This is a genomic window from Streptomyces sp. NPDC053513 (genome assembly GCF_044544765.1).
Taxonomy (GTDB): Bacteria; Actinomycetota; Actinomycetes; order Streptomycetales; family Streptomycetaceae; genus Streptomyces; species Streptomyces litmocidini.
The window spans coordinates 1-25,848 of sequence record NZ_JBITXP010000033.1; the positions used below are offsets into that span (position 1 = coordinate 1).

At 72.4% G+C, this 25,848-nt stretch carries 22 protein-coding genes; 10 read left to right on the forward strand and 12 right to left on the reverse strand.

What is annotated here, in order from left to right; genetic code table 11:
• Nucleotides 1–382: 382 nt before the first annotated feature.
• The 3 genes from ACIGW4_RS34175 (at nucleotide 383) to ACIGW4_RS34185 (ending at nucleotide 4,350) form a co-directional block, all read left to right on the forward strand.
• Entirely contained in the window at nucleotides 383–1,054 is a 672-nt protein-coding gene (locus ACIGW4_RS34175; RefSeq protein ID WP_359591498.1) for a response regulator transcription factor, read from the forward strand.
• Between the two features lie 313 nt (nucleotides 1,055–1,367).
• A complete protein-coding gene (locus ACIGW4_RS34180; protein ID WP_359591493.1) occupies nucleotides 1,368–3,305 on the forward strand; it encodes a 2-oxoacid:acceptor oxidoreductase subunit alpha in 1,938 nt (645 codons plus the stop codon).
• Nucleotides 3,298–4,350 carry a 2-oxoacid:ferredoxin oxidoreductase subunit beta gene (locus tag ACIGW4_RS34185; protein ID WP_359591491.1) on the forward strand — a complete coding sequence of 351 codons (1,053 nt, stop codon included), beginning with the start codon at nucleotides 3,298–3,300 and terminating at the stop codon, nucleotides 4,348–4,350. Before ACIGW4_RS34180 ends, ACIGW4_RS34185 begins: the two co-directional genes overlap by 8 nt.
• Nucleotides 4,351–4,415: 65 nt before the next feature.
• Here ACIGW4_RS34185 and ACIGW4_RS34190 read toward each other — a convergent pair whose 3' ends face one another.
• The 4 genes from ACIGW4_RS34190 to ACIGW4_RS34205 form a co-directional block, all read right to left on the reverse strand.
• On the reverse strand, nucleotides 4,416–6,587 hold the full coding sequence (locus ACIGW4_RS34190; RefSeq protein ID WP_399585294.1) for a bifunctional serine/threonine-protein kinase/ABC transporter substrate-binding protein: 2,172 nt from the start codon (nucleotides 6,585–6,587) through the stop codon (nucleotides 4,416–4,418).
• Nucleotides 6,588–6,589: 2 nt separating this feature from the next.
• Nucleotides 6,590–8,824 (reverse strand): bifunctional serine/threonine-protein kinase/ABC transporter substrate-binding protein, encoded by a 2,235-nt coding sequence (locus ACIGW4_RS34195; protein WP_123454557.1) that lies wholly within the window; start codon nucleotides 8,822–8,824, stop codon nucleotides 6,590–6,592.
• A 5-nt stretch (nucleotides 8,825–8,829) separates the two neighbouring features.
• Nucleotides 8,830–9,630, reverse strand: a complete 801-nt coding sequence (locus ACIGW4_RS34200) for a hypothetical protein (protein WP_398710107.1) — start codon at nucleotides 9,628–9,630, stop codon at nucleotides 8,830–8,832.
• Nucleotides 9,631–9,715: 85 nt separating this feature from the next.
• A complete protein-coding gene (locus tag ACIGW4_RS34205) occupies nucleotides 9,716–10,096 on the reverse strand; it encodes a winged helix-turn-helix transcriptional regulator (RefSeq protein ID WP_398710105.1) in 381 nt (126 codons plus the stop codon).
• Between the two features lie 112 nt (nucleotides 10,097–10,208).
• On the opposite strand from ACIGW4_RS34205, the gene ACIGW4_RS34210 reads away from it, so the two are divergent.
• From ACIGW4_RS34210 to ACIGW4_RS34220, 3 genes are all read left to right on the forward strand, one after another.
• Nucleotides 10,209–11,075: an SDR family oxidoreductase gene (locus ACIGW4_RS34210; protein ID WP_359591481.1), complete on the forward strand. Its 867-nt coding sequence runs from the start codon at nucleotides 10,209–10,211 to the stop codon at nucleotides 11,073–11,075.
• 158 nt (nucleotides 11,076–11,233) lie between these two features.
• A complete protein-coding gene (gene rarD / locus ACIGW4_RS34215) occupies nucleotides 11,234–12,217 on the forward strand; it encodes an EamA family transporter RarD (protein WP_399585362.1) in 984 nt (327 codons plus the stop codon).
• Between the two features lie 129 nt (nucleotides 12,218–12,346).
• Nucleotides 12,347–13,165 carry a hypothetical protein gene (locus ACIGW4_RS34220; RefSeq protein ID WP_399585297.1) on the forward strand — a complete coding sequence of 273 codons (819 nt, stop codon included), beginning with the start codon at nucleotides 12,347–12,349 and terminating at the stop codon, nucleotides 13,163–13,165.
• A gap of 73 nt (nucleotides 13,166–13,238) precedes the next feature.
• Here the strand turns inward: ACIGW4_RS34220 and ACIGW4_RS34225 are convergent, their stop codons facing one another.
• Nucleotides 13,239–13,571 carry a DUF6401 family natural product biosynthesis protein gene (locus ACIGW4_RS34225; protein ID WP_123454549.1) on the reverse strand — a complete coding sequence of 111 codons (333 nt, stop codon included), beginning with the start codon at nucleotides 13,569–13,571 and terminating at the stop codon, nucleotides 13,239–13,241.
• A 29-nt stretch (nucleotides 13,572–13,600) separates the two neighbouring features.
• On the reverse strand, nucleotides 13,601–14,989 hold the full coding sequence (locus ACIGW4_RS34230; RefSeq protein ID WP_399585299.1) for an MFS transporter: 1,389 nt from the start codon (nucleotides 14,987–14,989) through the stop codon (nucleotides 13,601–13,603).
• 99 nt (nucleotides 14,990–15,088) lie between these two features.
• Here ACIGW4_RS34230 and ACIGW4_RS34235 point away from each other — a divergent pair, with 99 nt between their 5' ends.
• The gene (locus ACIGW4_RS34235) at nucleotides 15,089–15,538 is read left to right on the forward strand and encodes a helix-turn-helix domain-containing protein (protein ID WP_123454546.1); all 450 of its coding nucleotides are present in this window, start codon (nucleotides 15,089–15,091) and stop codon (nucleotides 15,536–15,538) included.
• A 47-nt stretch (nucleotides 15,539–15,585) separates the two neighbouring features.
• The gene (locus ACIGW4_RS34240) at nucleotides 15,586–16,227 is read left to right on the forward strand and encodes a DUF4291 domain-containing protein (RefSeq protein WP_399585301.1); all 642 of its coding nucleotides are present in this window, start codon (nucleotides 15,586–15,588) and stop codon (nucleotides 16,225–16,227) included.
• On the opposite strand, the gene ACIGW4_RS34245 is transcribed toward ACIGW4_RS34240, so the two are convergent.
• Nucleotides 16,176–16,823, reverse strand: coding sequence for an NADPH-dependent F420 reductase (locus tag ACIGW4_RS34245; RefSeq protein WP_123454542.1), 648 nt, complete (start codon nucleotides 16,821–16,823; stop codon nucleotides 16,176–16,178). The two genes, ACIGW4_RS34240 and ACIGW4_RS34245, sit on opposite strands and share 52 nt — an antisense overlap.
• 346 nt (nucleotides 16,824–17,169) lie before the next feature.
• Between ACIGW4_RS34245 and ACIGW4_RS34250 the strand changes: the two genes are divergently transcribed.
• Nucleotides 17,170–18,486 carry a M28 family metallopeptidase gene (locus tag ACIGW4_RS34250; protein ID WP_399585303.1) on the forward strand — a complete coding sequence of 439 codons (1,317 nt, stop codon included), beginning with the start codon at nucleotides 17,170–17,172 and terminating at the stop codon, nucleotides 18,484–18,486.
• A gap of 69 nt (nucleotides 18,487–18,555) precedes the next feature.
• Here the strand turns inward: ACIGW4_RS34250 and ACIGW4_RS34255 are convergent, their stop codons facing one another.
• The 3 genes from ACIGW4_RS34255 to ACIGW4_RS34265 all read right to left on the reverse strand — a co-directional run bounded on the left by ACIGW4_RS34255 (nucleotide 18,556) and on the right by ACIGW4_RS34265 (nucleotide 22,498).
• Nucleotides 18,556–19,734: an outer membrane lipoprotein carrier protein LolA gene (locus ACIGW4_RS34255; RefSeq protein ID WP_398710097.1), complete on the reverse strand. Its 1,179-nt coding sequence runs from the start codon at nucleotides 19,732–19,734 to the stop codon at nucleotides 18,556–18,558.
• Between the two features lie 132 nt (nucleotides 19,735–19,866).
• The gene (locus tag ACIGW4_RS34260) at nucleotides 19,867–20,877 is read right to left on the reverse strand and encodes a polyprenyl synthetase family protein (protein WP_093874606.1); all 1,011 of its coding nucleotides are present in this window, start codon (nucleotides 20,875–20,877) and stop codon (nucleotides 19,867–19,869) included.
• Between the two features lie 295 nt (nucleotides 20,878–21,172).
• Nucleotides 21,173–22,498: an LPXTG cell wall anchor domain-containing protein gene (locus ACIGW4_RS34265; protein ID WP_399585306.1), complete on the reverse strand. Its 1,326-nt coding sequence runs from the start codon at nucleotides 22,496–22,498 to the stop codon at nucleotides 21,173–21,175.
• A 294-nt stretch (nucleotides 22,499–22,792) separates the two neighbouring features.
• Here ACIGW4_RS34265 and fahA point away from each other — a divergent pair, with 294 nt between their 5' ends.
• Nucleotides 22,793–24,019 carry a fumarylacetoacetase gene (gene fahA, locus ACIGW4_RS34270; RefSeq protein ID WP_123454534.1) on the forward strand — a complete coding sequence of 409 codons (1,227 nt, stop codon included), beginning with the start codon at nucleotides 22,793–22,795 and terminating at the stop codon, nucleotides 24,017–24,019.
• A gap of 3 nt (nucleotides 24,020–24,022) precedes the next feature.
• On the opposite strand, the gene ACIGW4_RS34275 is transcribed toward fahA, so the two are convergent.
• Both ACIGW4_RS34275 and ACIGW4_RS34280 read right to left on the reverse strand, forming a co-directional pair.
• Nucleotides 24,023–24,850 (reverse strand): carbohydrate-binding protein, encoded by an 828-nt coding sequence (locus ACIGW4_RS34275; protein WP_399585310.1) that lies wholly within the window; start codon nucleotides 24,848–24,850, stop codon nucleotides 24,023–24,025.
• 41 nt (nucleotides 24,851–24,891) lie between these two features.
• Nucleotides 24,892–25,809 (reverse strand): helix-turn-helix domain-containing protein, encoded by a 918-nt coding sequence (locus tag ACIGW4_RS34280; protein ID WP_399585313.1) that lies wholly within the window; start codon nucleotides 25,807–25,809, stop codon nucleotides 24,892–24,894.
• Nucleotides 25,810–25,848 lie beyond the last annotated feature (39 nt).

The following is a 25,848-nucleotide window of genomic DNA, read 5'->3' on the forward strand; positions in this document are numbered from 1 at the left end:
GGTGCGGGTTCAGGCTCGGGACGCGGAGGCGCCGCTCAGGGCGCCGTCCCGTGTGCCCACCCGTCCCGCCCCAGCGGGACGATTGCCCACACGGGCAGGGGGAACCGCTCAGGCGGGCGCGGCCCGCACGGGCAGGGGGCAACGCCCAGCACGGGCGCGGGCCCACACAGGCAGGGGGAGCCGCCCCGGTGGGCGCAGGTCCCGCGCGGGCGGGTGGGCGCCGCCCCGGCGGGCGCGGGTCCGTGCCGGTAGGGGTGCTGCCCCGCGAGGGTCGGGGGCGGCCGGATGGGGCAGGTGGGCGCGGGTGAGGGGCTCAGGTGCCATGCTGAAGGTCTTGTCGGAGGACCGGAGCATGGGGGCGCAAGGCGTGAGCACGCAAGACGTGGCGGGGCGGGTACGGGTGGTCATCGCCGAGGATTCCGTCCTGCTCAGGGAGGGGCTGACCCGGCTCCTGACGGATCTGGGGCACGAGGTCGTCGCCGGGGTCGGGGACGGCGAGGCGCTGGTGAAGACGGTGGCGGGGCTCGCGGACGAGGGCGCGCTGCCGGACGTGGTGGTGGCGGACGTGCGGATGCCGCCGACGCACACCGACGAGGGCGTGCGGGCGGCGGTGCGGCTGCGCAAGGAGTACCCGGGCCTCGGGGTGCTGGTGCTGTCGCAGTACGTGGAGGAGCAGTACGCCACCGAACTCCTGGCCGGTTCCACCCGGGGCGTGGGGTACCTCCTGAAGGACCGGGTCGCGGAGGTCCGGGAGTTCGTGGACGCCGTCGTCCGGGTGGCCGGGGGCGGTACGGCGCTCGACCCCGAGGTCGTGCAGCAGCTGCTGGGCCGGAGCCGTCAGCAGGACGTGCTGGCGAACCTGACCCCGCGCGAGCGGGAGGTCCTCGGTCTGATGGCGGAGGGCCGGACGAACTCGGCGATCGCGAAGGCGCTGGTGGTGAGCGACGGCGCGGTGGAGAAGCACATCAGCAATATCTTCCTGAAGCTGGGCCTCTCCCCGAGTGACGGTGATCACCGCCGGGTACTCGCGGTGTTGACGTACCTGAAGTCCTGATCGTCTGACACCCTGTCAGATAACCTGGTCCCGGGCCCTAGGTCCAAAGGATGAGGCGGAATCCGACTTTCCGGAACCTCCGGGTGGCGGCAGATCGTGACAATTCCAGACAAGAGGACGTCTCAAAAAGAGGTCCACGATGCGAGAAGTCCCGGGAAGGGCCCCCTTACCGTCGTAGGGTGGGCCTCGGGACGAAAGGTGATCTCCGGGGATCGGCGAGTGATCGACGATCGACCGGTGGTCACCGGCCGCGCCCGAGCCTTCTCCCCGCCTCCGGCGGAGAGTCCCCTTGCCGCGAGGGAGGTCCAGTTCAGTGACCAGCCAGGTCAGTAGCGAGGCCGGTGAGGCCCTGGTCGGGGAGCAGCGCAGCGCCCCGGCGACGCCCCACCACGGCACCGAGAAGGAAGTGCGCCGGCTCGACCGGGTGATCATCCGTTTCGCGGGTGACTCCGGTGACGGCATGCAGCTCACGGGTGACCGCTTCACCTCGGAGACGGCGTCCTTCGGGAACGACCTCTCCACGCTGCCGAACTTCCCGGCCGAGATCCGGGCACCCGCCGGGACCCTGCCGGGCGTGTCGTCCTTCCAGCTGCACTTCGCCGACCACGACATCCTGACCCCGGGCGACGCCCCGAACGTGCTGGTCGCGATGAACCCCGCCGCACTCAAGGCGAACCTCGGGGACGTGCCGCGCGGCGGAGAGATCATCGTCAACACCGACGAGTTCGCGAAGCGCGCGATGGCCAAGGTCGGGTACACCGTCTCCCCCCTGGAGGACGGCTCGCTCGACGGGTACCGGGTGCACCCCGTGCCGCTGACGACGCTCACCCTGGAGGCCCTCAAGGACTTCGGGCTCTCCCGGAAGGAGGCCGAGCGGAGCAAGAACATGTTCGCGCTCGGGCTGCTCTCCTGGATGTACCACCGCCCCACCGAGGGCACCGAGACCTTCCTGCGCCAGAAGTTCGCGAAGAAGCCGGAGATCGCCGAGGCCAACGTGGCCGCCTTCCGGGCCGGCTGGAACTTCGGCGAGACGACGGAGGACTTCGCCGTCTCCTACGAGGTCGCCCCCGCGACCCGGGCCTTCCCCACCGGCACCTACCGGAACATCTCGGGGAACCTGGCCCTCTCGTACGGACTGATCGCCGCCGGCCGCCAGGCCGACCTGCCGCTCTACCTCGGCTCGTACCCGATCACCCCGGCCTCGGACATCCTGCACGAGCTCAGCAAGCACAAGAACTTCGGCGTGCGCACGTTCCAGGCCGAGGACGAGATCGCCGGCATCGGCGCCGCGCTCGGCGCCGCCTTCGGCGGTTCGCTCGCCGTCACCACCACCTCCGGCCCCGGTGTGGCGCTGAAGTCCGAGACCATCGGCCTCGCCGTCTCGCTGGAGCTGCCGCTGCTGATCGTCGACATCCAGCGCGGCGGCCCGTCCACCGGTCTGCCCACCAAGACCGAGCAGGCCGACCTCCTCCAGGCGATGTACGGGCGCAACGGCGAGGCCCCGGTGCCGGTCGTGGCCCCGAAGACGCCGGCCGACTGCTTCGACGCCGCCCTCGACGCCGCCCGCATCGCGCTCACGTACCGCACCCCGGTCTTCCTGCTCTCCGACGGCTACCTGGCCAACGGCTCCGAGCCCTGGCGCGTCCCCGAGGTCGACGAGCTCCCCGACCTGAAGACGCCCTTCGCGACCGGTCCGAACCACGAGCTGGCCGACGGCACCGAGGTCTTCTGGCCGTACAAGCGCGACCCCGAGACCCTGGCCCGCCCCTGGGCCGTGCCCGGCACCCCCGGTCTGGAGCACCGCATCGGCGGCATCGAGAAGCAGGACGGCACCGGCAACATCTCGTACGACCCCGCGAACCACGAGTTCATGGTCCGCACCCGCCAGGCCAAGGTCGACGGCATCGAGGTGCCCGACGTCGAGGTCGACGACCCGGACGGCGCGAGCACCCTGGTCCTCGGCTGGGGCTCCACCTACGGGCCGATCACGGCGGCCGTCCGCCGCATCCGCCGCGAAGGCGGCGCCATCGCCCAGACCCACCTGCGCCACCTCAACCCCTTCCCCAAGAACCTCGGCGAGGTGCTGAAGCGGTACGAGAAGGTCGTGATCCCCGAGATGAACCTCGGCCAGCTCGCCACCCTCGTCCGGGCGAAGTACCTCGTCGACGCCCGCAGCCACACCCAGGTCAACGGCATGCCGTTCAAGGCCGAGCAGCTCGCCGCCGCCCTCAAGGAGGTCATCGATGCCTGAGCCCCTGCTGCACCTGGTGCCGAAGGCCGAGGCCGCGCAGTCCATGAAGGACTTCAAGTCGGACCAGGAGGTCCGCTGGTGTCCCGGCTGCGGTGACTACGCGGTCCTCGCCGCCGTGCAGGGCTTCATGCCCGAGCTCGGGCTGGCGAAGGAGAACATCGTCTTCGTCTCCGGCATCGGCTGCTCCTCCCGCTTCCCGTACTACATGAACACCTACGGGATGCACTCCATCCACGGCCGCGCCCCGGCCATCGCCACCGGTCTCGCCACCTCGCGCCGCGACCTGTCGGTGTGGGTGGTCACGGGCGACGGCGACGCGCTGTCCATCGGCGGCAACCACCTCATCCACGCCCTGCGCCGCAACGTGAACCTGAAGATCCTGCTCTTCAACAACCGGATCTACGGCCTCACCAAGGGCCAGTACAGCCCCACCTCCGAGGTCGGCAAGATCACCAAGTCGACCCCGATGGGCTCCCTCGACGCCCCCTTCAACCCGGTGTCGCTGGCGCTGGGCGCGGAGGCGAGCTTCGTGGCCCGCACGGTCGACTCCGACCGCAAGCACCTCACCGAGGTGCTCCGCCAGGCCTCCGAGCACAACGGCACGGCGCTCGTCGAGATCTACCAGAACTGCAACATCTTCAACGACGGCGCCTTCGAGGTCCTCAAGGACAAGGACCAGGCGAAGGAGGCGGTCATCCGCCTCGAACACGGGCAGCCGATCCGCTTCGGCGCCGAGAACGAGAAGGGCGTCGTCCGCGACCCGGCCACCGGCGACCTCCAGGTCGTCACGGTCACCCCGGACAACGAGTCCCGGATCCTCGTCCACGACGCCCACGCCGCGACCCCGACGACCGCCTTCGCGCTCTCCCGCCTGGCCGACCCGGACACCCTGCACCAGACCCCGATCGGCGTCTTCCGCTCGGTGGACCGCCCGGTGTACGACACGCTGATGGCGGAGCAGCTGGAGACGGCCGTCGAGCGGTACGGCAAGGGCGACCTGGGCCAGCTCCTCGCGGGCAACGACACCTGGACGGTCGTGGGCTGACACCCGTCGGCCGACGCCCGCCCGCGCGGTCGGTCCGGGTCCGCCGACCCCGACCGGCCGCGCGGTCAGTCGTCGCGCTTCGCCGCCTCGGTGTACGGGCCGAGGCAGCGGGGCCTTCCGGACACGATCTGCCAGAGGGACAGCCCTACGAGCTGGGAATCCGATCGGTCGTTGGAGAGGGCGTTGTAGGACCTGGCCACGCCGCGGTACGCCTGGTCGTCCTTCGCGAACGCGTTCGCCACCGCCGCCGCCTGGTGCCCCGCGTTCCTCCGGATCGCGGTCCGGAGAGCCTGAACCGTCCAGTTCAGGGCGTCGTACGACTCCACCGCGAACCGGTCGACCGGATCCGTCGTCGCGAGCTTCCAGCGCTTGCGGTACGCGGCCGCGAACTCCTTCGCGCCCGGGACCGTGTCGGGGTCGGTGTAGCCCGTACCGAAGTACCAGCCCTCGGCGGCCGGACCCGCCATGGCGGGGAACTCCGGCCCGAGCGCGGCCTCGACGCTTCCGCGCGGGCCCCTGTAGCCCTGCTGCCGCAGGGCCTTGGCGCACAGGGCGGCACGGCGCGGCGACGTCCCCATGTAGAACACGCCCGTCGGCGAGGTGGCGAGTGCCGCCCGGACCGCCCCGGCGAAGTCCTCGGTGTCCGCCGCGACCCGGTGCACCGTGACCGTGCCTCCGGCGGGGGGCGAGTTCCGCGCGCTCTGGGCGGCGCTCCAGCTGTAGGTGCCGGCGGCCCGGTCCTCGATGACGGCGGTGCGGCCCAGGTGGTGCTCGCTGAGGTAGCGGCCGAAGGGCACGATCATCACTTCGGCGCTGGGCCGCATCTCGAAGTACGTGCGCAGCTCGTCTGTCTGGCCCCGGATTTCCCCGATCGCGACCGACGGCACCAGGCCCAGCATGGGCACCCTCAGATCCACGAGCACGTCCGCCGCCGCCTTGGCCGTCCCGGTGGTCGTGGGGCCGAGGACGGCGACCAGAGCCGGGTCCTTGAGGAGGGCGCGGGCGCCGGCGGTGGCCCGCTTCGGGTCGGCCCCGTCGTCCGTCACCTTGAGCACCAGGTCGAAGGGCCGGTCCGTACGGGCGTTGAAGGTCTCCGCGGCGAGGCGCAGCCCGCGTTCCTGGGCGCGCCCGTCCACCTTCGTCGGGCCGCTGAGGTCGGTGACGACGCCGAGCGTGTACGCCGTCCGTACGGTCCCGCCGCCCGTACCGTTTCCCGGGTCGCGGCCGAGCAGCCAGGCGGTGACGCCGACCGTGCCCGCGACGGCCCCGGCCGCGCCGAGCACGAGGAAGCGGCGCCGCGAAGTCCCGTGAGGCTCCTCGGGGTTGAGCACGGTCGGGTCGGCGACCGGCAGGTCGAGGACCCGCGACGAGCGCTGGGCGATCAGCGCGGGCAGGCCGGCAGGCAGCCAGTTCCCGGCCGGCGGGCCCTCGTATGGGCCGAGGGCGTCGCGTACCTCGGCGGCGCTGGGCCGGTCCGCGGGATCCTTGGCGAGGCAGGCGGTGACGAGCGGGAGCAGGGTGTCCTGCACGTCGGCGAGGTCGGGCTCCTCGTGGACCGTGCGGTAGACCACGGCCGCCACCGCGCCCGTACCGAAGGGGCGTTCGCCCGTCAGCGCGTACGCGAGGACGCAGCCGAGCGAGAAGACGTCGGCGGCCGGGCCGACCTCGCCCGCCCCCGCGACCCGGGCCTGTTCGGGGGCGAGGAAGCCGGGGGTGCCGATCATCGCGTCGGTCGCGGTGAGCGCGGTGGCACCGCTGACCCGGGCGATGCCGAAGTCGATGAGCCGGGGCCCGTCGAGGGCGAGGAGGACGTTGCCGGGCTTGACGTCCCGGTGGACGAGCCCTGCCGCGTGCATGCCGTCGAGGGCGTCGGCGAGCCGCGCGCCGAGGGCCCGCACGGTCGGCTCGGGCAGGGCGCCGTGCAGGGCGACGGCCTCGGCGAGCGAGGGCCCGGGCACGTACTCGGTGGCGAGCCACGGCTCGCGGGCCTCCGGGTCGGCGCCGAGGACGCGGACGACCCAGCGGCCGGTGATCCGCTCGGCGGCGGTCGCCTCGCGGCGGAAGCGAGCCCGGAAGCCGGGGTCGGCGGCGTGCTCGGCGCGGATCAGCTTGAGCGCGGCGAGCGCGCCGCCGGAGGTTCGGGCGAGGTAGACCACACCCATGCCGCCGGTACCGAGCCGCCCGAGGAGGCGGTAGCCGGCGAGGGAGGAGGGGTCGGCCTTCTTCAGCGGCTGCACGCTCAGGCCTTCTTGCGCTTGTTGGGCTCGGCGGGGGCGGGGCCGAGGTACTTGTAGGCCCCCTTCTGTACGCCGTAGAGGAAGGTGCCGATGCCTTTGAGCTCGCCGTTCTCACGGAACTGGTAACCGCCCATGGCTCCGGTGTACTTCTGCTTGCGCAGGGCCCCCCACAGACCCTTGCGGGTGAGCGGGCCCTTGGCGGCGCTCGTGGCGAGCCAGGACGCCACCATGCCGACCACGTCGAAGGACTCGCCGGTGTAGTAGGCCGGGGCGGTGCCGTAGCGCTTGCGGTGGGCGTCGAGGAAGTCCTGGGTGAGCTTGCGGTCGGCGGGCTTCTGTTTCGGGTCGGCGGCCCGCTGGACGGGGTCCATGACGGGCGCGCAGACGAACCAGCCCTCGGCGTCGCTCCCGGCCTCCTTCAGGAACTCCGGACCGAAGACGTGCTGGCCGGTGAACCGGGGTCCGGTGAAGCCGAGTTGCTTCAGGGCGCGGGCGGCGAGCACGGCGGTGGAGCGGACGCCGTTGTGGACGTAGGCGTCGATGCCGGCGTCGATCATCTCCCCGATGATCGAACGGTAGTCGACGGCCCGGCCCGGGACGACCCGGAAGTGCGGCGTGATGCCGGCCTGGTCGAAGCCGTAGCGGACGCCGCTGGTGTACTGCCAGCTGTACGGGTCGTCGGTGCGCTCCTGGAGGACTCCGGGACGGCGGATCTGCGGCAGGAGCGTGGCAGACCAGGCGAGGTAGACGCCCGCGATGAAGTGCTGCGGGATGGCGCGGAGGACCGTCGTGTTCGGGACGCCGCCGGCGTCGCCGCGCAGGGTGAAGAGGTGGTAGCCGGCCGAGGTGGTGAGGAGCGGCACGTCGGCCTCCTCGAAGGCGGGGAGCGCGGCGATGCCGGTGTAGTCAGAGGTGGGGCCGAGGACGGCGAGCACGGAGGGGTCGGTGGTGAGCCGCCGGGCGGCGGCGAGGGCGCCGGTTCTCTGCCCCCGGTCGTCGGAGACCTTGAGTTCGAGGGTGAAGGGCTTGCCCTTGTGCGCGGCGTTGAACCGTTCGACGGCGAGCCGGGCGCCGCGCTCCTGGGCCCGGCCGATCTCCCGGGCGGGCCCGGAGAGGTCGGCGAGGACGCCGATGGCCCAGGTGTTCCGGGGCTTGGGCGCGGGGTGCTTCCCGTCGGCGCCGGTGTCGTCGTCCCGGTTGAACAGGGCGAAGGCGCCGCCGCCCGCCGCGAGCACGGCGGCACCGGCGCCGAGCAGCAGGAAACCGCGCCGGCTGGGCTTCGCGGGGGCGTCGGGGTCCGTGCCGGGCGCCGTGGCGTCGATGTCGGGCAGGGCGAGCATGGCCGCCGAGCGTTCGGCGATGGTGGTGACGACGGGCGCGGGCAGCCAGTCGGCGGCGGCGCCGGGGGTGTCCTCGGTGAGCCGGTCGGCGATCTCCTCGGCGGTGGGCCGGTCGGCGGGGTTCTTGGCGAGGCAGGCCGCCAGGAGCGGGAGCAGGTCCTCCGGTACGTCGGCGAGGTCCGGTTCGTCGTGGACGGTGCGGTACATGAGGGCGTCCACGGCGCCGGTGCCGAAGGGGGGGCGGCCGGTCGCGGCGTACGCGAGGAGGCAGCCGAGGGCGAAGACGTCGGCGGGCGGACCGATGGCGTCGGTGCGGGCCTCGGCCTGCTCGGGGGCGAGGAAGCCCGGGGTGCCGACGACCACGTCGGTCGCGGTGAGTGCGGTCTCCCCGGTGGTGCGGGCGATACCGAAGTCGATGAGACGGGGGCCGTCCACGGCGAGGAGGACGTTCCCGGGCTTCACGTCCCGGTGCACGAGTCCGGCCGCGTGGACGGCGGCGAGCGCGCGGGCGACGGCGCCGCCGAGGATCCGTACGCTCCGCTCGGGCAGCGGCCCGTGGGCGCGGACGGCCTCGCCGACGGACGGGCCGGGCACGAAGGCGGTCGCCATCCACGGTTCGGGGGCGTCGGGGTCGGCGCCCGTCACGGGCACGGCCCAGGGGCTGACGACCCGGCGCGCGGCCTCGACCTCGCGGCGGAAGCGGGCCCGGAAGTCGGGCTGGTCGGCCTGGTCGGCGTGGGTGACCTTCACGGCGGCGAGCTCGCCGGTGCCGGTGCGGCCGAGGTAGACGACGCCCATGCCGCCGGCGCCGAGGCGGCCGAGGAGTCGGTAGCCGGCGATCGTGGACGGGTCGGCGGGGAGCAGTGGCTGGAGCGCGCCGGGCGCGGGATCGGCCATCGGACTCACGACGTGGCTCCCAACTGCGCCTTGGCGCGTGCCTGCATGAGGCCGGTGACCCGGATCTGGGCGGTGTTGCCCTCCGCCGGGGTGCGGCCGGGGGCTCCCTTGACGACGGCGGCGATACTGACCTGCCCGATGCGCAGCTGGTACCAGCTGTAGTACTGCGGTCCCTTGAAGGCGTCGGCGAGGTACGAGCCCTGCTCCATAAGGGTGTCCAGGTTCTCGTCGGCACCGTAGGGGACGGCGAGCGACTTGAGGCCGGTAATGCGTTCGCCCTGACGCAACTCCTGTTCCGGGCAGCGCAGCGCTTCCTCCAGGGTCGAGGCCATCTCCCAGTCGGCGTCGGTGTCGGTGCGGTGGACGGTGACGGTGGTGGCGACCCGGAGGGGTCCCTTGCCGCCGGCGGCCGGGATCTCGCTGTAGGTGGTGACGCTGTAGAGGACGGACCGGGGCGCGGTCCCGGCCTCCCACGCGCAGTCCGTGTCGAGGACCGGCCAGTAGCCGGGAGCGCTGAGGTACGGGCTGCGCTTGACGAAGTCGGGCCCCCAGTCGTCGGGCTCCCCCACGATCGCGAGGGCGATCCGCTTCGCGTCGGCCGCGTTGCGCGGCGCCTTCTCCGGGTCGGGGGTGAAGCCCTGTGCGGTCGGGGACGTGGTCGGCGTCCCGGGCGCGCTGGTGCTCGGTTTCGCTCGGGACGGTTTCGCCTCGTCCCCGCCGCCTCCCGACGAACAGCCCGCCAGGAGTGCCGCGCCCGCCGCCAGTACGGCGGCGGTGCGCAGCGTTCTTCCGTACGCGTCCCTCACGATTCCCCCACGGTCGCTCACACGATCCCCCGGTCGGTGAGCGAGATCGTACGGGGCCGCGGATCAACTCGCCCGGGCTACAACCTCATTGGGACGCTTCGCGCACCGTGTCGTAACGCACACGTGCCTCTTCGACGGCCTGGACCCGGCGCTCGGTCCAGCGGGCGAGCTCCCAGACCTGGCGGGCGGCCTCCTCGCCGAGGGCGGTGAGGCTGTAGTCGACGCGGGGCGGGATGACGGGTTTGGCATCGCGGTGGACGAAGCCGTCGCGCTCCAGGGTCTGAAGGGTCTGGGCCAGCATCTTCTCGCTGACGCCGCCGATCGTGCGGCGCAGTTCGCTGAAGCGGTACGAGCGCTCCAGGAGGGCCGCGAGGACGAGGACGCCCCAGCGGCTGGTGACGTGCTCCAGGACGAGGCGCGAGGGGCACATCGGCTCGTTCACGTTCGGCGGCTTACTTACTCCCATGCCAGTACCTTACTTCAAAGTGGGTACTTTCGAATAGATAGCGCCCACCGTACGGTGAGTGCATCACGGTGAGTGCACCGCCCACCGGACCCCACGGGAAGAAGGAAGCACCATGAGCATCGTCGTCACCGGAGCCACCGGACAGCTCGGCCGTCTCGTCGTCGACGCCCTCCTCGAGACCGTCCCCGCCGAGTCCGTCGTCGCCGTCGTCCGCGACAAGGCCAAGGCCGCCGACCTGGCCGAGCGCGGGGTCGAGCTCCGCGTCGCCGACTACGGCCGCCCGGAGACCCTGGCGGAGGTCTTCGAGGCCGGCGACCGGGTGCTCCTCATCTCGGGCAGCGAGGTCGGGCAGCGGGTCGCCCAGCACCGCGCCGTGATCGACGCGGCCAAGGCCGCCGGCGTGGCCCAGCTCGCGTACACCGGCGTCCTCGGCGGCCCGGAGGCCGACTTCACGCTCGCCGACGAGCACAAGGCGACCGAGGAGCTGATCCTGGCGTCCGGCCTGCCGTACACCTTCCTCCGCAACGGCTGGTACTCCGAGAACTACACGGCCAACCTCGCCCCCGTCCTGGCCCACGGCGCCGTCGTCGCCAGCGCCGGCGAGGGCCGGGTCGCCTCCGCCTCCCGCGCCGACTACGCCGCCGCCGCGGCCGCCGTCCTGACCGGCCCGGCCGAGGAGCACCTGAACAGGACGTACGAGCTGAGCGGCGACACCGCCTGGTCCTTCGCCGAGTACGCGGCCGAGGTCGCCGCCCGGTCCGGCCGGGAGATCACGTACAGCGACGTCCCCGCCGCGACCCACCTGGAGATCCTCACCGGCGCCGGGGTCCCGCGCCCCTTCGCCGAGATCCTGGTCGACGTCGACCGGGCCGTCGCGGGCGGCGCGCTCGCCCTGCGGACCGGCGACCTGGCCCGGCTCATCGGCCGCCCGACCACCCCGATCGCCGTGTCGATCGAGGAGGCGCTCGCCGCCTCCTGACGCTGTCATGACCGTATGGCGATACGGGCATGACAACCCGCCCCGTGCGGCGCTACCTTCGACGGGACAGGCGCGGCGCACAGGGCGGGAGGTCCAGGGTGAAGACCGAGAAGAACGAGGGACGAGCAGGACTGCTCTACGGGATCGGCGCCTACGGCATGTGGGGACTGGTCCCGCTCTTCTGGCCCCTCCTCAAGCCCGCCGGGGCCGTCGAGATCCTCGCCCACCGCATGGTGTGGTCCCTGCTCTTCGTCGGCGTCGCCCTGCTCGCGCTGCGCCGCTGGGGCTGGGTGTCCGAGCTCGTGCGCAGCCCGCGCAAGCTCGGCCTGATCACCCTGGCCGCCGCCGTCATCACCGTGAACTGGGGCCTCTACATCTGGTCCGTCAACACGGGCCACGTCGTCGAGGCCTCCCTCGGCTACTTCATCAACCCGCTCGTCACCATCGCCCTCGGCGTCCTCGTCCTCAAGGAGCGGCTGCGCCCCGCGCAGTGGGCGGCGGTCGGCGTCGGCTTCTCGGCCGTGCTCGTCCTGGCCGTCGGGTACGGGCGGCCGCCGTGGATCTCGCTCACCCTCGCGTTCTCCTTCGCCCTCTACGGCCTGGTGAAGAAGAAGGTCAACCTCGGCGGACTGGAGTCGCTCGCCGCCGAGACCGCCGTCCAGTTCCTGCCCGCCCTCGGCTACCTCGTCTGGCTCGGGACGCGGGGCACGCTGGCCTTCGGCTCCCACGGCGCCGGCCACACGGCGCTGCTCGCCGCCACCGGCCTCGTCACGGCGGCCCCCCTGGTCTGCTTCGGGGCGGCGGCGATCCGCGTACCGCTGTCCACGCTCGGACTGCTCCAGTACCTCGCGCCGACCTTCCAGTTCCTGCTCGGGATCCTCTACTTCCACGAGGAGATGCCGCCGGAGCGCTGGGCCGGCTTCTCCCTCGTCTGGCTGGCCCTGACGCTCCTCACCTGGGACGCGCTCCGGACGGCCCGGAAGAGCCGGGCCGCGGTCGAGGCGGCGGTCTCCGCGGCCCGTACGGAGACCGCTTCCGCGGAGACCCCTTCCGCGCAGACCGCCTCCACGCAGGCCCCTTCCGCGCAGGCCGCTCCCCAGCAGGCCGTCCCCGCGAACGGGCACGCCGGCGGGGAGGCCTGAGCCGCGCCGGTTTCCACCCCATCGGCCCAGCCCGGACGCCGGCAAGGAGCGTGCGGCACGCGCGCGTAGTTGTGTCGCAAGTCCAGGCCCCGGCGGTACGGGGCCCCTCCTGAGCGGAGTGATGGCCCCATGTCGCAGCCCCTCGCCCTCTCGGTCGACTTCGGCAAGGGATTCACGGACGCGTGGTCCGCCGTCGCCGCGTTCGTCCCGAAGTTCATCGGCTTCCTGGTGATCCTGCTCATCGGCTGGTTCGTCGCCAAGATGATCGCCAAGGTCGCCGACCGCGTCCTGCGCCGCGTCGGCTTCGAGCGGATGGCCGAGCGCAGCGGCGTCGCGAACGCCCTCCGGGGATCGAAGTACGACGCCACCGGCATCATCTGCAAGATCCTCTACTACGCGATCCTGCTGATCGCCCTCCAGCTGGCCTTCGGGGTCTTCGGTCCCAACCCGGTCAGCGTCATGATCAACGGTATCGTCGCCTGGCTGCCGCGGGCGATCGTCGCCTGCGTCATCGTCGTCGTCGCCATGGCCATCGCCCGCGCGGTACGGGACATCGTGGAGGGCGCGCTGGGCCGGGCCTCCTACGGCAAGGTCCTCGCCACGGCGGCCTGGGCGTTCATCGTCGGCCTCGGCGTCATCGCCGCGCTGGGCCAGGCGGGCATCGCGACCGCGATCACCGGCCCGGTGCTCACGGCCGTGCTCGCCATGATCGCCGGTGTCGTGATCGTCGGCGTCGGCGGCGGCCTCGTCACCCCGATGCGGGGCCGTTGGGAGCGCTGGCTGTCGGCCGCCGAGCAGGAGAGCGGCCGGGCGAAGGACCAGATCTCGGCCTACCAGCGGGGCCGCGAGGACGCCCGGAGCGGGATGCCGGCGGCGCAGGAGCGCGCGGTGCGACGCGAGGGGGACGAGCGCGGCGGGTCCCACGAGCCGCCCATGGACCCGATGTAGGCGCCCATGGCCCCGATGGAGCCGCCCATGGATCCGATGCGGGCGCCTTCCGGGAGGCGCCCGCCGGTCCGGCTCAGGCGCCGGGACTCACACCGCCCAGCAGGTCGTGCTCCCGGATCAGCCAGCAGACCGCCGTCAGGCGGAGGGTCGCGAAGTCGTGGCCCACGGGCTCGGTCCAGTCGACCTCGGAGAGCCAGTCGGTGAACCCGAGGACGTAGTCGGCCAGCTCCTCCCGGTGGACGGTCCGGCCCTCCGGACCCCGCTGGGGCGGGATCAGCGCGTCGCACACGGCCGCCGCGTGCTGGTCGACGGCGGCCACGAGCCCCGGCTCGAAGGAGAACTCCGAGAGCCGGGGCATGTACGCGGCGGCGACCTCGATCAGCGGGCTGCCGGGCGAATCGTTCATCACTCCAGATTAGGGGCGTACCGGGGCGTTCAGGCCGTGACTTCGGTCGCACCTTCCGGGACATCGGTCCGCCGCCCGCCCCGTACCCCCGTCGCCGTGATCAAGGCCCCCAGCGCGACCATCACCACGGGCACGACGAGCGCCGCCCGGAAGCCGCCGAGGCCGCCGCCCGCGAGACCGTACGCCGCCGTCACCGCCGCGATGCCGACCGCCGAGCCGAACTGGGTGGCCGTGGTGAGCAGCCCGCTCGCGAGCCCCTGCTCCTCCTCCGCGACCCCCTCCGTGCCGGCGATCGTGAGCGGCCCGTACGCGAGGGCGAAGGCGATCCCGGTGAGCAGCAGGGTCGGGAACATCGCCGCGTACGACCAGTCCGGGCCGACCGGCAGGAACAGCGCGTACGAGACGACGGCGAGGACGAAGCCGCCGAGGATCACCCGGGCGTTGCCGAAGCGGGCCACAAGGCGTGGGGTCAGCGTCGGAGCGAGGACCGCGTCGCAGCCCATGACGAGCAGGGCGAGCGCCGTCTCCAGGGAGGACCAGCCGCGCAGCTCCTGGAGGTAGAGCGTGGCGACGAACTGGAAGCCGAAGAAGGAGCCGACGAAGAGCAGGGCGCCCAGGTCGGCGCGGAGCAGCGGGGCCCTGCGGAGGATGCCGAGGCGGACGAGCGGGGTGGCGGCCCGGCGCTCGACGGCGACGAAGACCCCGGCGAGGAGGAGCCCGGCGGCGAGCGCGGCGGCCGTGACCGTCCAGTCGTCGAGCCCGTGCTCCAGGCGGACGACGCCGTACGCCAGGAGCAGCATCGCCCCGGCGGCGGTGAGTGCCCCGCCGAGGTCGAAGCCGCCCTTCGCCCGGGTCGGGCGCGGCTCCTTCGGGACCAGCCGGAGCGCGGCGAGCAGGATCGCGGCGGCGAGCAGGACGGGGGCGAAGAAGACCCAGCGCCAGCCGAGCTGGGTGAGCAGCCCGCCGCTGACGAGGCCGAGGGAGAAGCCGCCGGCGGCGGTGCCGGCGAAGACGAGGAGCGCCCGATTGCGCTGCGGACCCTCCTCGTACGAGGTGGTGATGATCGACAGGGCGGCCGGGGTCATGAAGGCGGCGGCGACGCCGGTCACGAAGCGGGCCAGGATCAGGGTCCAGCCCTCCTGGGCGAATCCGCCGAGGCCGGAGAAGACCAGGAAGACGACGAGCCAGCCGAGGAACATCCGGCGCCGCCCGAGCAGGTCGGCGGCGCGGCCGCCGAGGAGGGTGAAGCCGGCGTAGCCGAGGACGTAGGCGGACATGACCCAGGCGGCGGTGCCGGTGGTGAGGCCCAGGTCGGCGCGGACGGTGGGGACGGCGACGGCGAGCATGGCGACGTCGATGCCTTCGAGGAAGATCGTCCCGCAGAGGACGAGGAGCAGACTCCAGGCACGGAGGGACACAACTGTCTCCAGGGCGGGGTGGGTTGGGGTGGCCGGTTACGAACGTGGGGTTCGGTTCCCTCTTGTAACCACCTGCATCCTGCGGGAGCATCGGATGCCATGGAAGAAGGCACTTCGAAGTACCCCGGTCACTGCGCGGGAACCGGGGGAACCCACGGAGGCGCGGGGGATCCGGACCCCTTCCAGTGGGACACCCGCGAGGACTGCGAGGTGCGCCAGATCCTCGACCGCGTCGCCGACAAGTGGTCCCTCCTCGTCATCGCCCTCCTCGACCGCCGCGTCCTGCGGTTCACCGAGCTCAAGCGCGAGATCGACGGCATCAGCCAGCGCATGCTGACGGTGACGTTGCGCCAGCTGGAGCGCGACGGCCTGGTGAGGCGCACGGTCCACCCGGTGGTCCCGCCGCGCGTGGAGTACGAACTGACGCCCCTGGGCGGGACCTTGCACACCACGATCCGCTCCCTGGTGACCTGGACCGAGCAGCACCAGCACGAGATCGCGGCGGCCCGGGAGGCCTACGACGCGCGGGAGGCGGCGGGGGCGTCCTGAGAAAAACCGGTGGCCCGCCCGCGGGCGGCCCCCGCACCCTGGGGCGCATGGAAGAACCGAAGTACCGGATCCGCGCGCTCCACACCGGGCGCACGATCACCGTCTACCAGGCGTACCGGCCCGAGATCGGCCGGGCCGCCGCCCGCGACGGCCGTTTCCCCGCGGCCTGGAAGCGGGACCGGATGACGTGGATCAAGCCGTCGTTCCTGTGGATGATGTACCGCTCCGGATGGGGAACGAAGGAGGGCCAGGAGACCGTCCTCGCCGTGGAGATCACCCGCGAGGGCTTCGAGTGGGCCCTGCGGAACGCCTGCCTCTCCCACTACAAGCGCGGCTTCCACACCGACCAGGCCTCCTGGAAGCGGCAGCTGCGGCAGTCGCCGGCCCGGGTCCAGTGGGACCCCGAGCGCGACCCGCACCTGCGGCCCCTCCCGTACCGCTCGCTCCAGCTCGGCCTGGCGGGCGAGGCGACCCGCCGGTACGCGGACGAGTGGACGGTCTCCGTCACCGACGTGACCGCGCTCGCCCACGAGGCCCACGCCCTGGTCCGGGCCGGCGACCTGGAGGCCGCCGGCCGGCTGCTGCCCCGGGAGGAGCCCTACCCGGAGCCGGAGGGCCTCCTGGACCACCTGCGGCATCAGGCTCCCGCGACGCCGAAGTTGAAGTCGCCGGTGCCCAGCATCCCGTAGAGCCGCAGCCACAGCGGCAGGAGCTGCTCGGTGGCGCGGGCGCTCGACAGTTCGCCGAGGTCGATGATCCGGTCGGCGGCCCAGCCGAAGGAGGCGAGCAGCTCCGCGACCACGGCCTTCGCGTCCGCGTCGTCACCGCTGAGGAAGACGTTGTGGTGTCCCGGAACCCGGCCGGGCTCGACCATGACGGTGTTGGTCATGGTGTTGAGCGTCTTGACGACGCGCGTCTCCGGGAAGGCGCTCTGGAGCTGCTCGGCGACGCTCCTGCCGTCGGGCAGGCCGACCTTGGGCGGGAAGCCCTCCGAGAAGTCGAGGGCGTTGGACACGTCGATCAGGACCTTGCCGCGCAGGTTCGCGGCGCCCGCGGCCTGGAGGACGGCGAGGGAGACCAGCCCGCCGGTCGCGTTGACGACCAGTTCGGCGGAGCCGGTGGCGTCGGCGAAGGTGCCGTGCGTCCCGCCGTGCTCCTCCGCCCACTTGGCGGCCTCGGCGTTGTCGGCGGTGCGGGACCCCATGGCGACCTCGTGCCCGAGGGAGACCAGCTTGGTGGCGAGCCGGCGCCCGACCTCGCCCGTTCCCAGTACGGCGATCTTCATCTGCGTGCGCTCCTTCAGGACGTCGAGCCGGGAGCCCGACCCTAGTGCCTCGGCGTCGTCCGCGGCCGGATCCGCTTCATCGAGGTCATCGGCCGTCCGGTCGTGATCCGTCGTGACCTGTGAGGAAGCGGCATACCACGTTCCGGGTCCGTTGTCCGGTGAGCGAACACACCTGACCGGTTTCCGCTCTTGACGTGAAGTCAAATTCTCACTGAACATTCAGCACGCACAACAGAACAACCGAACACCGCACATGCACTCGTACAGCTCCAACGCCTCGTGGCACCGCCGCCCGAGGCGTCTCGCACGTTCCGTCCCATCCCCGTTCGGAATCCGGAGCCCCCACATGAACCTCTCCGTTCCCAGACGCGCCACCGCGGCCGCCGCACTCACGGCGCTCGCGCTCGCCGGACTCACCGGCACCAGCGCCTCCGCCAGCCCGGCCGCGGCCTCGGCCGTCGCCGCGCCCGACATCTCACTGGCCAACGTCAAGCAGCACTTGGCGGACCTCCAGTCGATCGCCACCGCCAACGGCGGCAACCGCGCCCACGGCCGTACCGGCTACAAGGCCTCGATCGACTTCGTGAAGGCGAAGCTGGACGCCGCCGGCTACACCACCACGCTCCAGCAGTTCAGCTACAACGGCGCCACCGGCTACAACCTCATAGCCGACTGGCCGGGCGGCGACCCCAACCAGGTGATCATGTCCGGCTCGCACCTGGACTCGGTCACCTCGGGCCCCGGCATCAACGACAACGGCTCCGGGTCCGCCGCGATCCTGGAGACCGCGCTCGCCGTCTCCCGCGCCCAGCTCCAGCCGACGAAGCACCTGCGCTTCGGCTGGTGGGGCGCCGAGGAGCTCGGGCTCGTCGGGTCGAAGTACTACGTCAACAACCTTCCCAGCACCGAGCGTTCGAAGATCAAGGGCTACCTGAACTTCGACATGATCGGCTCGCCGAACCCGGGCTACTTCGTCTACGACGACGACCCGACGATCGAGCAGACCTTCAAGGACTACTACGCCGGGCTCGGCATCCCCACCGAGATCGAGACCGAGGGCGACGGCCGCTCGGACCACGCGCCCTTCAAGAACGTGGGCATACCGGTCGGCGGCCTGTTCTCCGGCGCCGACTACACCAAGACGTCGGCGCAGGCGCAGAAGTGGGGCGGTACGGCCGGGCAGGCCTTCGACCGCTGCTACCACTCGTCCTGCGACACCACGGCGAACATCAACGACACGGCCCTGGACCGGAACGCGGACGCCATCGCGTACGCGGTCTGGAACCTGTCCTCGGGGACGACGACCCCGCCGACCGGCACGGTCTTCGAGAACACCGCGGACGTCCCCATCCCGGACAACGGCGCCGCGGTGACCTCCTCGGTCACCGTCAGCGGCGTCGCGGGCAACGCGCCCTCGACCCTCAAGGTGGGCGTGGACATCGTCCACACCTACATCGGCGACCTGGTCGTCGACCTGATCGCCCCCGACGGCTCGGTCTACAACCTGAGCAACCGGGCCGGCGGCAGCGCCGACAACATCAACCAGACGTACACCGTGAACGCCTCCTCCGAGGTCGCCAACGGCGTCTGGAAGCTCCGCGTCCAGGACAAGGCGTCGGTCGACACGGGTTACATCAGCGGCTTCAAGCTGACGTTCCCGTAGGACCGCGAAGAGCTCCCGGGCGGGTCGGTGACCATCGCCCCCGACCCGCCCGGGGTCCCAACCCGGCCGCTACTCGCCGGCGTTCGCCGCGTCCACCAGGGCGTCCTTCGTCACCGCGCCGACGTAGACCTTGCCGTCGTCGGTGAGGAGGGCGTTCACCAGCTTCGTCTTGAAGACGGTGCCCGAGCCGAACTTCCCGGTGACCTTGTCGCCGAAGGAGTCCAGGAAGCCCTGGACCTCCTTCGGCGCCTCGTCGGTCTTGGGTGCCGGCGCGCCCGTGTCGATCTTCGCGATCGTCGTCCAGCCCTCGCCGATGAGGTCCGGGCCGCCGCCCTCCCCGAAGTCCTTCCCGAAGTCCCCGAGGCCGGGGACGGCCTCCTCGAAGCCCTCCGGCAGGCCCCCGGGGACCTTCTCGCCCTTCTCGGCCCTCTCCGCCGCGTCCTCCGTCACCTTCGCGCCCTTCGGCGCGGTGAAGGCGAACTCGGAGGCGGCCGGCTTCCCGAAGTCGACCTTCGTGAAGCCCGCGTCGACGACCGGCTTGCCGCCCTCGACCGAGGAGAGGGTGAACTTCAGCGGGGTGCCGTTCGCCGCGTCCACCGCGATCTTCACCGACTCGACCGTCGAACCGCTCTGCTTCGGCTTGATCACCAGCTGGTACGCGTCCCGGCCGGCCACCTTCGCCGTCCCGTCGACCGTGATCGACGTGGTGTCGCCCGCGGCCTTCAGGACCTCGTCGGCGAGCTGCTTGGGCGTGCCGGGGAGCTCCCGGTCCTTCTCGGGGGCGCCGGACGACGCGCCCTTCTCGTGGAAGGCCTCGTTCGACTTGCTGTCGTAGGCCCAGACGTCGTCGCCGTTGTGGATCAGGCTGTACTCGTCGGATCCGTCGAGCAGGGTGAGCCGCTGGCGCTCGGGGCCGTCCGCCGCCACGCGCAGGGTGTGGCTGCCCGAGACGAGCTCGGTGAGCTTCTGGGAGGGGTCCGCCGACGCGGAGCCGCCGTCCAGGCCCCCGAGGCCGGACGCCAGGCCGCCGAGGGACGGCAGCCCCAGGTCGGTGGAGATCTTGAAGGTGCCGGACAGGGTCTGGGTGTCCGAGGCGGCGATCTTCTCGATGAGCTGCCGGGCCGTGATCTTCGGCAGGTCCGGGTCGCCGGACGCCGCCAGCGCCGGAACGAGCCCGATGGTCGCCGCGGCCACTCCTGCCACCGCGACCGGGACGACGAACCGGCTCGCCTTACGGGTCTCTGCCATGGTCTGCGTTACCTCCGTGCCGTGCTGCCCCTGTGGATGATGTCTCCATCTCACCAAGGCGGGGGCACGGAATCGTCAGCCCTCGGGATCAACCTCGCGTACTGCTTCGGGATGACCCGACCCTGAGAAGGGCTAGCCCGCGCGGTGGACCACGGCGTCGCACATCTCCGCCAGGGCCGCCTTCGCGTACCCGTCGGGCAGCGGCGCGAGCATGGCGCGCGCCTCCTCGGCGTACCGCACGGTGTCCCGGCGGGCCTGCTCCAGGGCGGGGTGGGCGCGCAGCCGGCGCAGGGCCTCGGCGTGCCGCTCGTCGTCGCTGAGGTCGCCGTCGATCAGGGCGACGAGCTCCAGGTCCTCCGGGCGCCCGTGGGCGGCCGCGGCGGCCCGCAGGTGGAGGACGGGGAGGGTCGGGATGCCCTCGCGGAGGTCGGTGCCGGGGGTCTTGCCGGACTCGTGGGAGTCGGAGGCGATGTCGAGGACGTCGTCGGCGAGCTGGAAGGCGACGCCGAGCCGCTCGCCGTACTGGGTGAGGGTGTCGACGACGCTCTCGTCGGCGCCGGACATCATGGCGCCGAAGCGACAGGAGACGGCGACGAGGGAGCCGGTCTTGCCGCCGAGGACGTCGAGGTAGTGCTCGACGGGGTCGCGGCCGTCCATCGGGCCGGCCGTCTCCAGGATCTGGCCGGTCACGAGCCGTTCGAACGCCTCGGACTGGATGCGTACGGCCTCGGGGCCGAGGTCCGCGAGCGTGTGCGAGGCGCGGGCGAAGAGGAAGTCACCCGTGAGGACGGCGATCGAGTTGCCCCACCGGGTGTTGGCGCTGTCGACGCCGCGGCGGACGTCGGCCTCGTCCATGACGTCGTCGTGGTAGAGCGTGGCCAGGTGGGTGAGCTCGACGACCACGGCGGAGGGCACGACGCCCGGCGCGTAGGGGTCGCCGAACTGGGCGGCGAGCATCACGAGCAGGGGGCGGAACCGCTTCCCCCCGGCCAGGACGAGGTGCTGCGCGGCCTCCGTGATGAAGGGGACATCGCTCTTGGTGGCGTCCAGGAGGCCCGCCTCCACAGCCGCCAAACCGGTCTGGACATCGGCCTCAAGAGCCTGGTCCCGCACGCTAAGACCGAACGGCCCGACGACGGTCACGAGGGGGTCTCCTGTCTGCTGACGCCTGCTGACGCTGTCCGGACCGCACACCGCTCATTCGGATTGTCGATGTGTCGGTCCATTCACTCAAGCCAGCGTATCCGGTCACGTTTCGATCACCGTGGGCGCCTTCCCGTCACCCCCGGTATGTTCGCGATCAGCTCATACGACCGGAAGTGAGCGTTTCATCCCGAACGGTGAGCGACGGGGATCCGAACGGCGGGCGGCGCCCCCGGTACGGCGGATCCCCCGCACGGCGGCCGGAGCGCGGCCGTACGGGGGATCCGGGCGGTCCTTACGCGTCGGCGCCGGCCTTGCGGCGGCGGGCGACGACCAGCGCGCCGGCGCCCAGGACGACGGCCCCGGCGGCGGCGAGGCCGAGCGGCAGGGTGTCGTTCGCGCCGGTGGCGGCGAGGGTGCCGTTCACGGGGGTGGCGGACGAGCCGCCCTGCTGGGTGGTGTTCGTGTTGCCGCCGGTGGTGACGGTCGGCGCCGGGGTCGGCGTGTCCGTGGGCTTCGGCTTGTCGCCCTTGTCGGCGGCGGCGATCTGGAAGTCGATGGTCGCGAAGTCGTCGCCGGTGCCGCAGCTGCCGTCGTTGTTCTCGTACGCGCTGAAGGCGAAGGCCACGCCCTTGCCGGCCGGGGCGTCCGCGTCGACGGTGAGGCGCAGCTTCACGTCGGCGTGACCGCCCTTGGCGATCTCGCCGATCTCGATGGAGGGGTACTTCTCGGTGAAGCGCGTCCACTCCAGGTGGTCGGCGGAGGACCACTCGACGGTGATGAAGCGGTCGGTCAGGTCCGTGTCCTCGTCGATGACCTCGTCGTCGGACTCGGGGGCCCGCAGGGCGTTGACGTAGGCCTCGACCGCGTCCAGGTTCCGGCCCGTCTCGTTGCTGACGCGCAGCGAGAAGAGGGCGCTCTTGCCGGCCGTGACCTTCTTGGGGCCGGTCAGCGCGACCTTGAGGGGGGCCTCGTCGGCGCACTCCCCCTCCATCTCCTCGGCGAACTCCAGCTCGTCCTTGGCCTCGGCGAGCTTCTCCTCGGCGGCCTTCTTCGCCTTCTTGGCGAGTTCCAGCACCCGGAACGCCTGCACGCGCGCGTCGTCCAGGGCGGTGGAAGCCGCCTTGGCCTTCGTGTCGGCGGCGGTCTTCGCGAGGGCGGCCTCGTCGGCGGCCTTCTTCGCCTCGGTGACGGCGGCCGCGGCGGCCGCCTTCTGCTCCTCGGTCGCGTCGACGGGCAGGTCCTTCACGGCCTGCTCCGCCTTGCCGAGCGCCTCGTCGGCGGCGGTCTTCTTGGCGGCGGCCTCGTCGGCGGCCTTCTTCGCCTCGGCGGCGGCGACCGCCAGCGGGTGGTCGGCCTTGGTGAGGGCCTCGACGTCCGTCTTGGCCTTCGCGAGCTCGACGACGGCGTCGTCGTACTCCTTCTGCGCGAGCGCGACGGCGGCCTTCAGCTCCTCGATCGAGGGCATGTCCTCGTCGGGGTCGTCCTCGTGGGTCGCGGGCTTCTGCGTCGACGGGGCCGACGGCTTGGTGTCGGCGAACGCGGGGGCGGCCGAGAGGAACACGACCGGAGTGGTCACGGCGGCGGCCACTGCGGTCGCCAGGATGCGGCGGATCTTCACGTTGCGGACCTTTTCCTGGTCAGAGAGAAAGCTGCGAAGAATGGTGGCGGGTGCGCGCCAGCGGCTACCTCACGCGGCGCGGCACCCGGCATGATCGTAGGGCGGGGAGGGGGTCGCGGGGAGCCCTGTTTCCACAGCTCGCAGGGGTGTTCCGGGGGCACCGGGGACACAAACCGCGCGAATGCGGGCAGTTGCCCACGGAGGCCGCGGTTTCTGTGTGATCCATGTCATCAGCGCCCGGCGGCCCGCCCCGTAACGTGTCCCCCACACACGTGGAAAGCGAGGCACGCACCGATGTCCGAGCACAGCCCGCTCGATCTGGCCGAGGGCGATCCCTTCGGCCCGCACAACCTCCCGTACGGCGTCTTCTCCACCGCCGACGAGCCCGGGCGGCGCCGGCTCGGCGTCCGCATCGGCGGGCACGTCCTGGACGCGGGTGCCGCGGCGCACGCGCTCGGCTCCCCGTACGCGGCGCTGCTCGCGCAGCCCAGCCTCAACCCGCTGCTCGCGGCCGGGCGGACCGCCTGGCGCGACGTCCGCCGGGCGCTGACGGCCTGGGTGACGGTGCCCGCGCACCGGGCGGACATCGAGCCGCTGCTGCACCCGCTGGACGCGGTGACGCTGCACCTGCCGTACGAGGTCGCGGACTACGTCGACTTCTACGCGAGCGAGCACCACGCGACGAACGTGGGCCGCATCTTCCGCCCGGACGGCGACGCGCTCACCCCCAACTGGAAGCACCTGCCGATCGGTTACCACGGTCGCGCGGGCACGGTCGTGGTCTCCGGCACCGACGTCGTGCGCCCCTCCGGGCAGCGCAAGGCCCCGACCGACCCGGCCCCGGTCTTCGGCCCGTCGGTCAAGCTGGACATCGAGGCGGAGGTCGGCTTCCTCGTCGGCACGCCCTCGGAGCTGGGCAAGCCCGTCCCGCTCTCCGACTTCCGGGAGCACGTCTTCGGTCTGACGCTGCTCAACGACTGGTCGGCGCGGGACGTGCAGGCCTGGGAGTACGTGCCGCTGGGCCCGTTCCTCGGCAAGTCGTTCCAGACCTCGGTGTCGGCGTGGGTGACGCCCCTGGAGGCCCTGGACGCGGCCCGTACGGCACCCCCGGCCCGCGACTACCCGCTCCTCCCCTACCTGGACGACGCGGCCGAGGAGGAGCCGGGCGGCTTCGACCTGCGGATCTCGGTGGAGATCAACGGCGAGGTGGTGGCCGAGCCGCCGTTCTCCTCGATGTACTGGACGGCGGCCCAGCAGCTCGCCCACATGACGGTGAACGGCGCCTCGCTCCGCACGGGCGACCTGTACGGCTCCGGCACGGTCTCCGGGCCCGAGGTGAACCAGCGCGGCTCGCTCCTGGAGCTCACCTGGAACGGCCGTGACGCCCTCGAACTGCCGGGCGGCAAGCGGACGTTCCTGGAGGACGGCGACGAGGTCGTCCTCACGGCCTGGGCGCCGGGCCCGGACGGCACCCGGGTGGCGCTCGGCGAGGTCCGCGGCCGGATCGTCCCCTCGGCCTGAGCCTCAGGTCCTCCGCCACAGGGCGGGGACGTTCGGCGGCTCCCAGCCGGCCTGGGCCGTGTGCGCCTGGAGGCACACGTAGCCCGGGCCGCCGTACGTGACGGCGTCCCCCGCCCGGTAGGCGGTCCCGGCGGCCCAGGTCCCGCCGGGGACCCCCGTGGACGTCGGGGTGGGCGTCGGCGTCGGGCCGGGGTCCTGCGGGACGTTCAGGACGAAGTCGAAGGCGGCCTCCTTCGCGGTGCCGGCGTCCCGGACGGTCATGAGGAGCCGGGGGTCGAAGATCGTGTCGGTGTTGTTCCGCGGCTCGTTCGGGAAGTACAGCTGGGTGGTGAGCACCGGCCGCCCCGGCGCCTGGAGCTTGACGTGGATGTGGCGGGTGCGGCCCGGGTAGAGGCCGGGCACGATCGTGGTCAGCTCGAAGGCGCCGGTGGCGTCGGTGAACTGGTGGCCGCGGAAGCGGAATCCGGTGTTGTCGTAGGCGCCGTTGACGTCCGCCTGCCAGAAGTCGAGCAGGACGCCCGGTATCGGCCGGCAGGCGCGCCCGAAGACGTAACCGCTGACGGTGAGCCGGACGCCGGGGGTGCCGGCCTCCAGGAGGCTGGTCCGCAGCGGCGAGTTCGGCTTGAAGTACGGTCCTTCCGTCTGCTCCGGGGTGGGGTCGTCGCCGTCGTCGCACTCCGGGGTGAGCGCGGGCGCCGCCTCCGCGTCGGTCAGCGTGCGGGCGAGCGCCGGGACGCCCATGAGGACGGCGGGCGCCGCCATCCCGGCCGCGAGCGCGGCGCGCAGCACGGTCTTGCGGGTGAGGTGTCCGGCGGCGGTCTCGTTGTCCATGCCTGCTCCTCCGTGGGGGGCCTGGGGGGATGGCAACGAACCTAGGCGTGCGGGCCGCCGGCTTCGATGGACGGATCCCGGCGGTCGTGGTGTTTTCGGAAGTCCCCCGGGGTCCGTCCGGTCTCCCGGCGGAAGAAGCGGCAGAAGTACGCGGGATCCGCGAAGCCGACCCGGGACGCGACCTGGCGTATCGACATTCCGGTGCTGACGAGGAGCCGCTGGGCCTCGCGGGTGCGGGCCTCGCGCAGGAGGGCGGCGGGAGTGCGGCCGGTGGCGGCCCGGACGGCCTCGGCGAGGTGGCCGGGGCTGACCCCGAGCCGCTCGGCGCACTCCCGTACGGACAGGCCGTCGGCCCCGGCCCGCCCGGCGAGCCGGACGAACTCCTCGGCGATCCCCCGCACGGGCGCCGGCCGGACGGCGGCTCCGGGCAGCCGGGCGGCCCGCACGAGGAGCACGTGGAGCAGGGAGCGCAGCACTCCGGCGAACCCGTCGGCGCCGCAGCGGTACTCCTCGGCGAGCTCCGCCATCAGCAGCGAGGTCCGCTCGTGGGAGGCGTCGTCGAGCCCCACCCAGGGCCGTTCGCCGAGCCGCCGCAGCAGGCCCTCGTCGCCGTCGCCGAGCAGGAACTCGGGCGTGAACAGCACGAGCGAACCCTCCAGGCCCCGCACGCCCTCCCAGTGGTGGACCTGTCCGGGCAGGATCACCCCCAGTTGCGGCGGCCGCACCTCGTACCGCTCGGCGTCGAGCACGTGCGCGCCGCTCCCCTCCACCACGTGGACGATCTCGTAGAAGGTGTGCCGGTGCGGGAACGCGGCCCGCGACATCGGCCCCATGGCGTCGAAGCCGCCCGCCGCGAAGGGCACCTCCCCCGGCGCCCGCACCTCCAGCCGGTGGACGGGCGGCTCCCCGCCCCGGGGAGCGAGACAGGGAGTCCCCGGTAAGGCCGTCGTCCCGCGCATCGCCCGCCTCCTCGCCTGGTCCAGACCATTCGGTCGTCC

What these genes read in the sequence shown, in the direction of transcription:
- ACIGW4_RS34185 (WP_359591491.1), top strand. Translation starts at nt 3,298, where the DNA reads ATGCCTGAGCCCCTGCTGCACCTGGTGCCGAAGGCCGAGGCCGCGCAG.
- ACIGW4_RS34195 (WP_123454557.1), bottom strand. Translation starts at nt 8,824, where the DNA reads ATGGCCGATCCCGCGCCCGGCGCGCTCCAGCCACTGCTCCCCGCCGAC.
- ACIGW4_RS34205 (WP_398710105.1), bottom strand. Translation starts at nt 10,096, where the DNA reads ATGGGAGTAAGTAAGCCGCCGAACGTGAACGAGCCGATGTGCCCCTCG.
- ACIGW4_RS34210 (WP_359591481.1), top strand. Translation starts at nt 10,209, where the DNA reads ATGAGCATCGTCGTCACCGGAGCCACCGGACAGCTCGGCCGTCTCGTC.
- rarD (WP_399585362.1), top strand. Translation starts at nt 11,234, where the DNA reads ATGTGGGGACTGGTCCCGCTCTTCTGGCCCCTCCTCAAGCCCGCCGGG.
- ACIGW4_RS34220 (WP_399585297.1), top strand. Translation starts at nt 12,347, where the DNA reads ATGTCGCAGCCCCTCGCCCTCTCGGTCGACTTCGGCAAGGGATTCACG.
- ACIGW4_RS34225 (WP_123454549.1), bottom strand. Translation starts at nt 13,571, where the DNA reads ATGAACGATTCGCCCGGCAGCCCGCTGATCGAGGTCGCCGCCGCGTAC.
- ACIGW4_RS34235 (WP_123454546.1), top strand. Translation starts at nt 15,089, where the DNA reads ATGGAAGAAGGCACTTCGAAGTACCCCGGTCACTGCGCGGGAACCGGG.
- ACIGW4_RS34240 (WP_399585301.1), top strand. Translation starts at nt 15,586, where the DNA reads ATGGAAGAACCGAAGTACCGGATCCGCGCGCTCCACACCGGGCGCACG.
- ACIGW4_RS34245 (WP_123454542.1), bottom strand. Translation starts at nt 16,823, where the DNA reads ATGAAGATCGCCGTACTGGGAACGGGCGAGGTCGGGCGCCGGCTCGCC.
- ACIGW4_RS34250 (WP_399585303.1), top strand. Translation starts at nt 17,170, where the DNA reads ATGAACCTCTCCGTTCCCAGACGCGCCACCGCGGCCGCCGCACTCACG.
- ACIGW4_RS34255 (WP_398710097.1), bottom strand. Translation starts at nt 19,734, where the DNA reads ATGGCAGAGACCCGTAAGGCGAGCCGGTTCGTCGTCCCGGTCGCGGTG.
- fahA (WP_123454534.1), top strand. Translation starts at nt 22,793, where the DNA reads ATGTCCGAGCACAGCCCGCTCGATCTGGCCGAGGGCGATCCCTTCGGC.
- ACIGW4_RS34275 (WP_399585310.1), bottom strand. Translation starts at nt 24,850, where the DNA reads ATGGACAACGAGACCGCCGCCGGACACCTCACCCGCAAGACCGTGCTG.
- ACIGW4_RS34280 (WP_399585313.1), bottom strand. Translation starts at nt 25,809, where the DNA reads ATGCGCGGGACGACGGCCTTACCGGGGACTCCCTGTCTCGCTCCCCGG.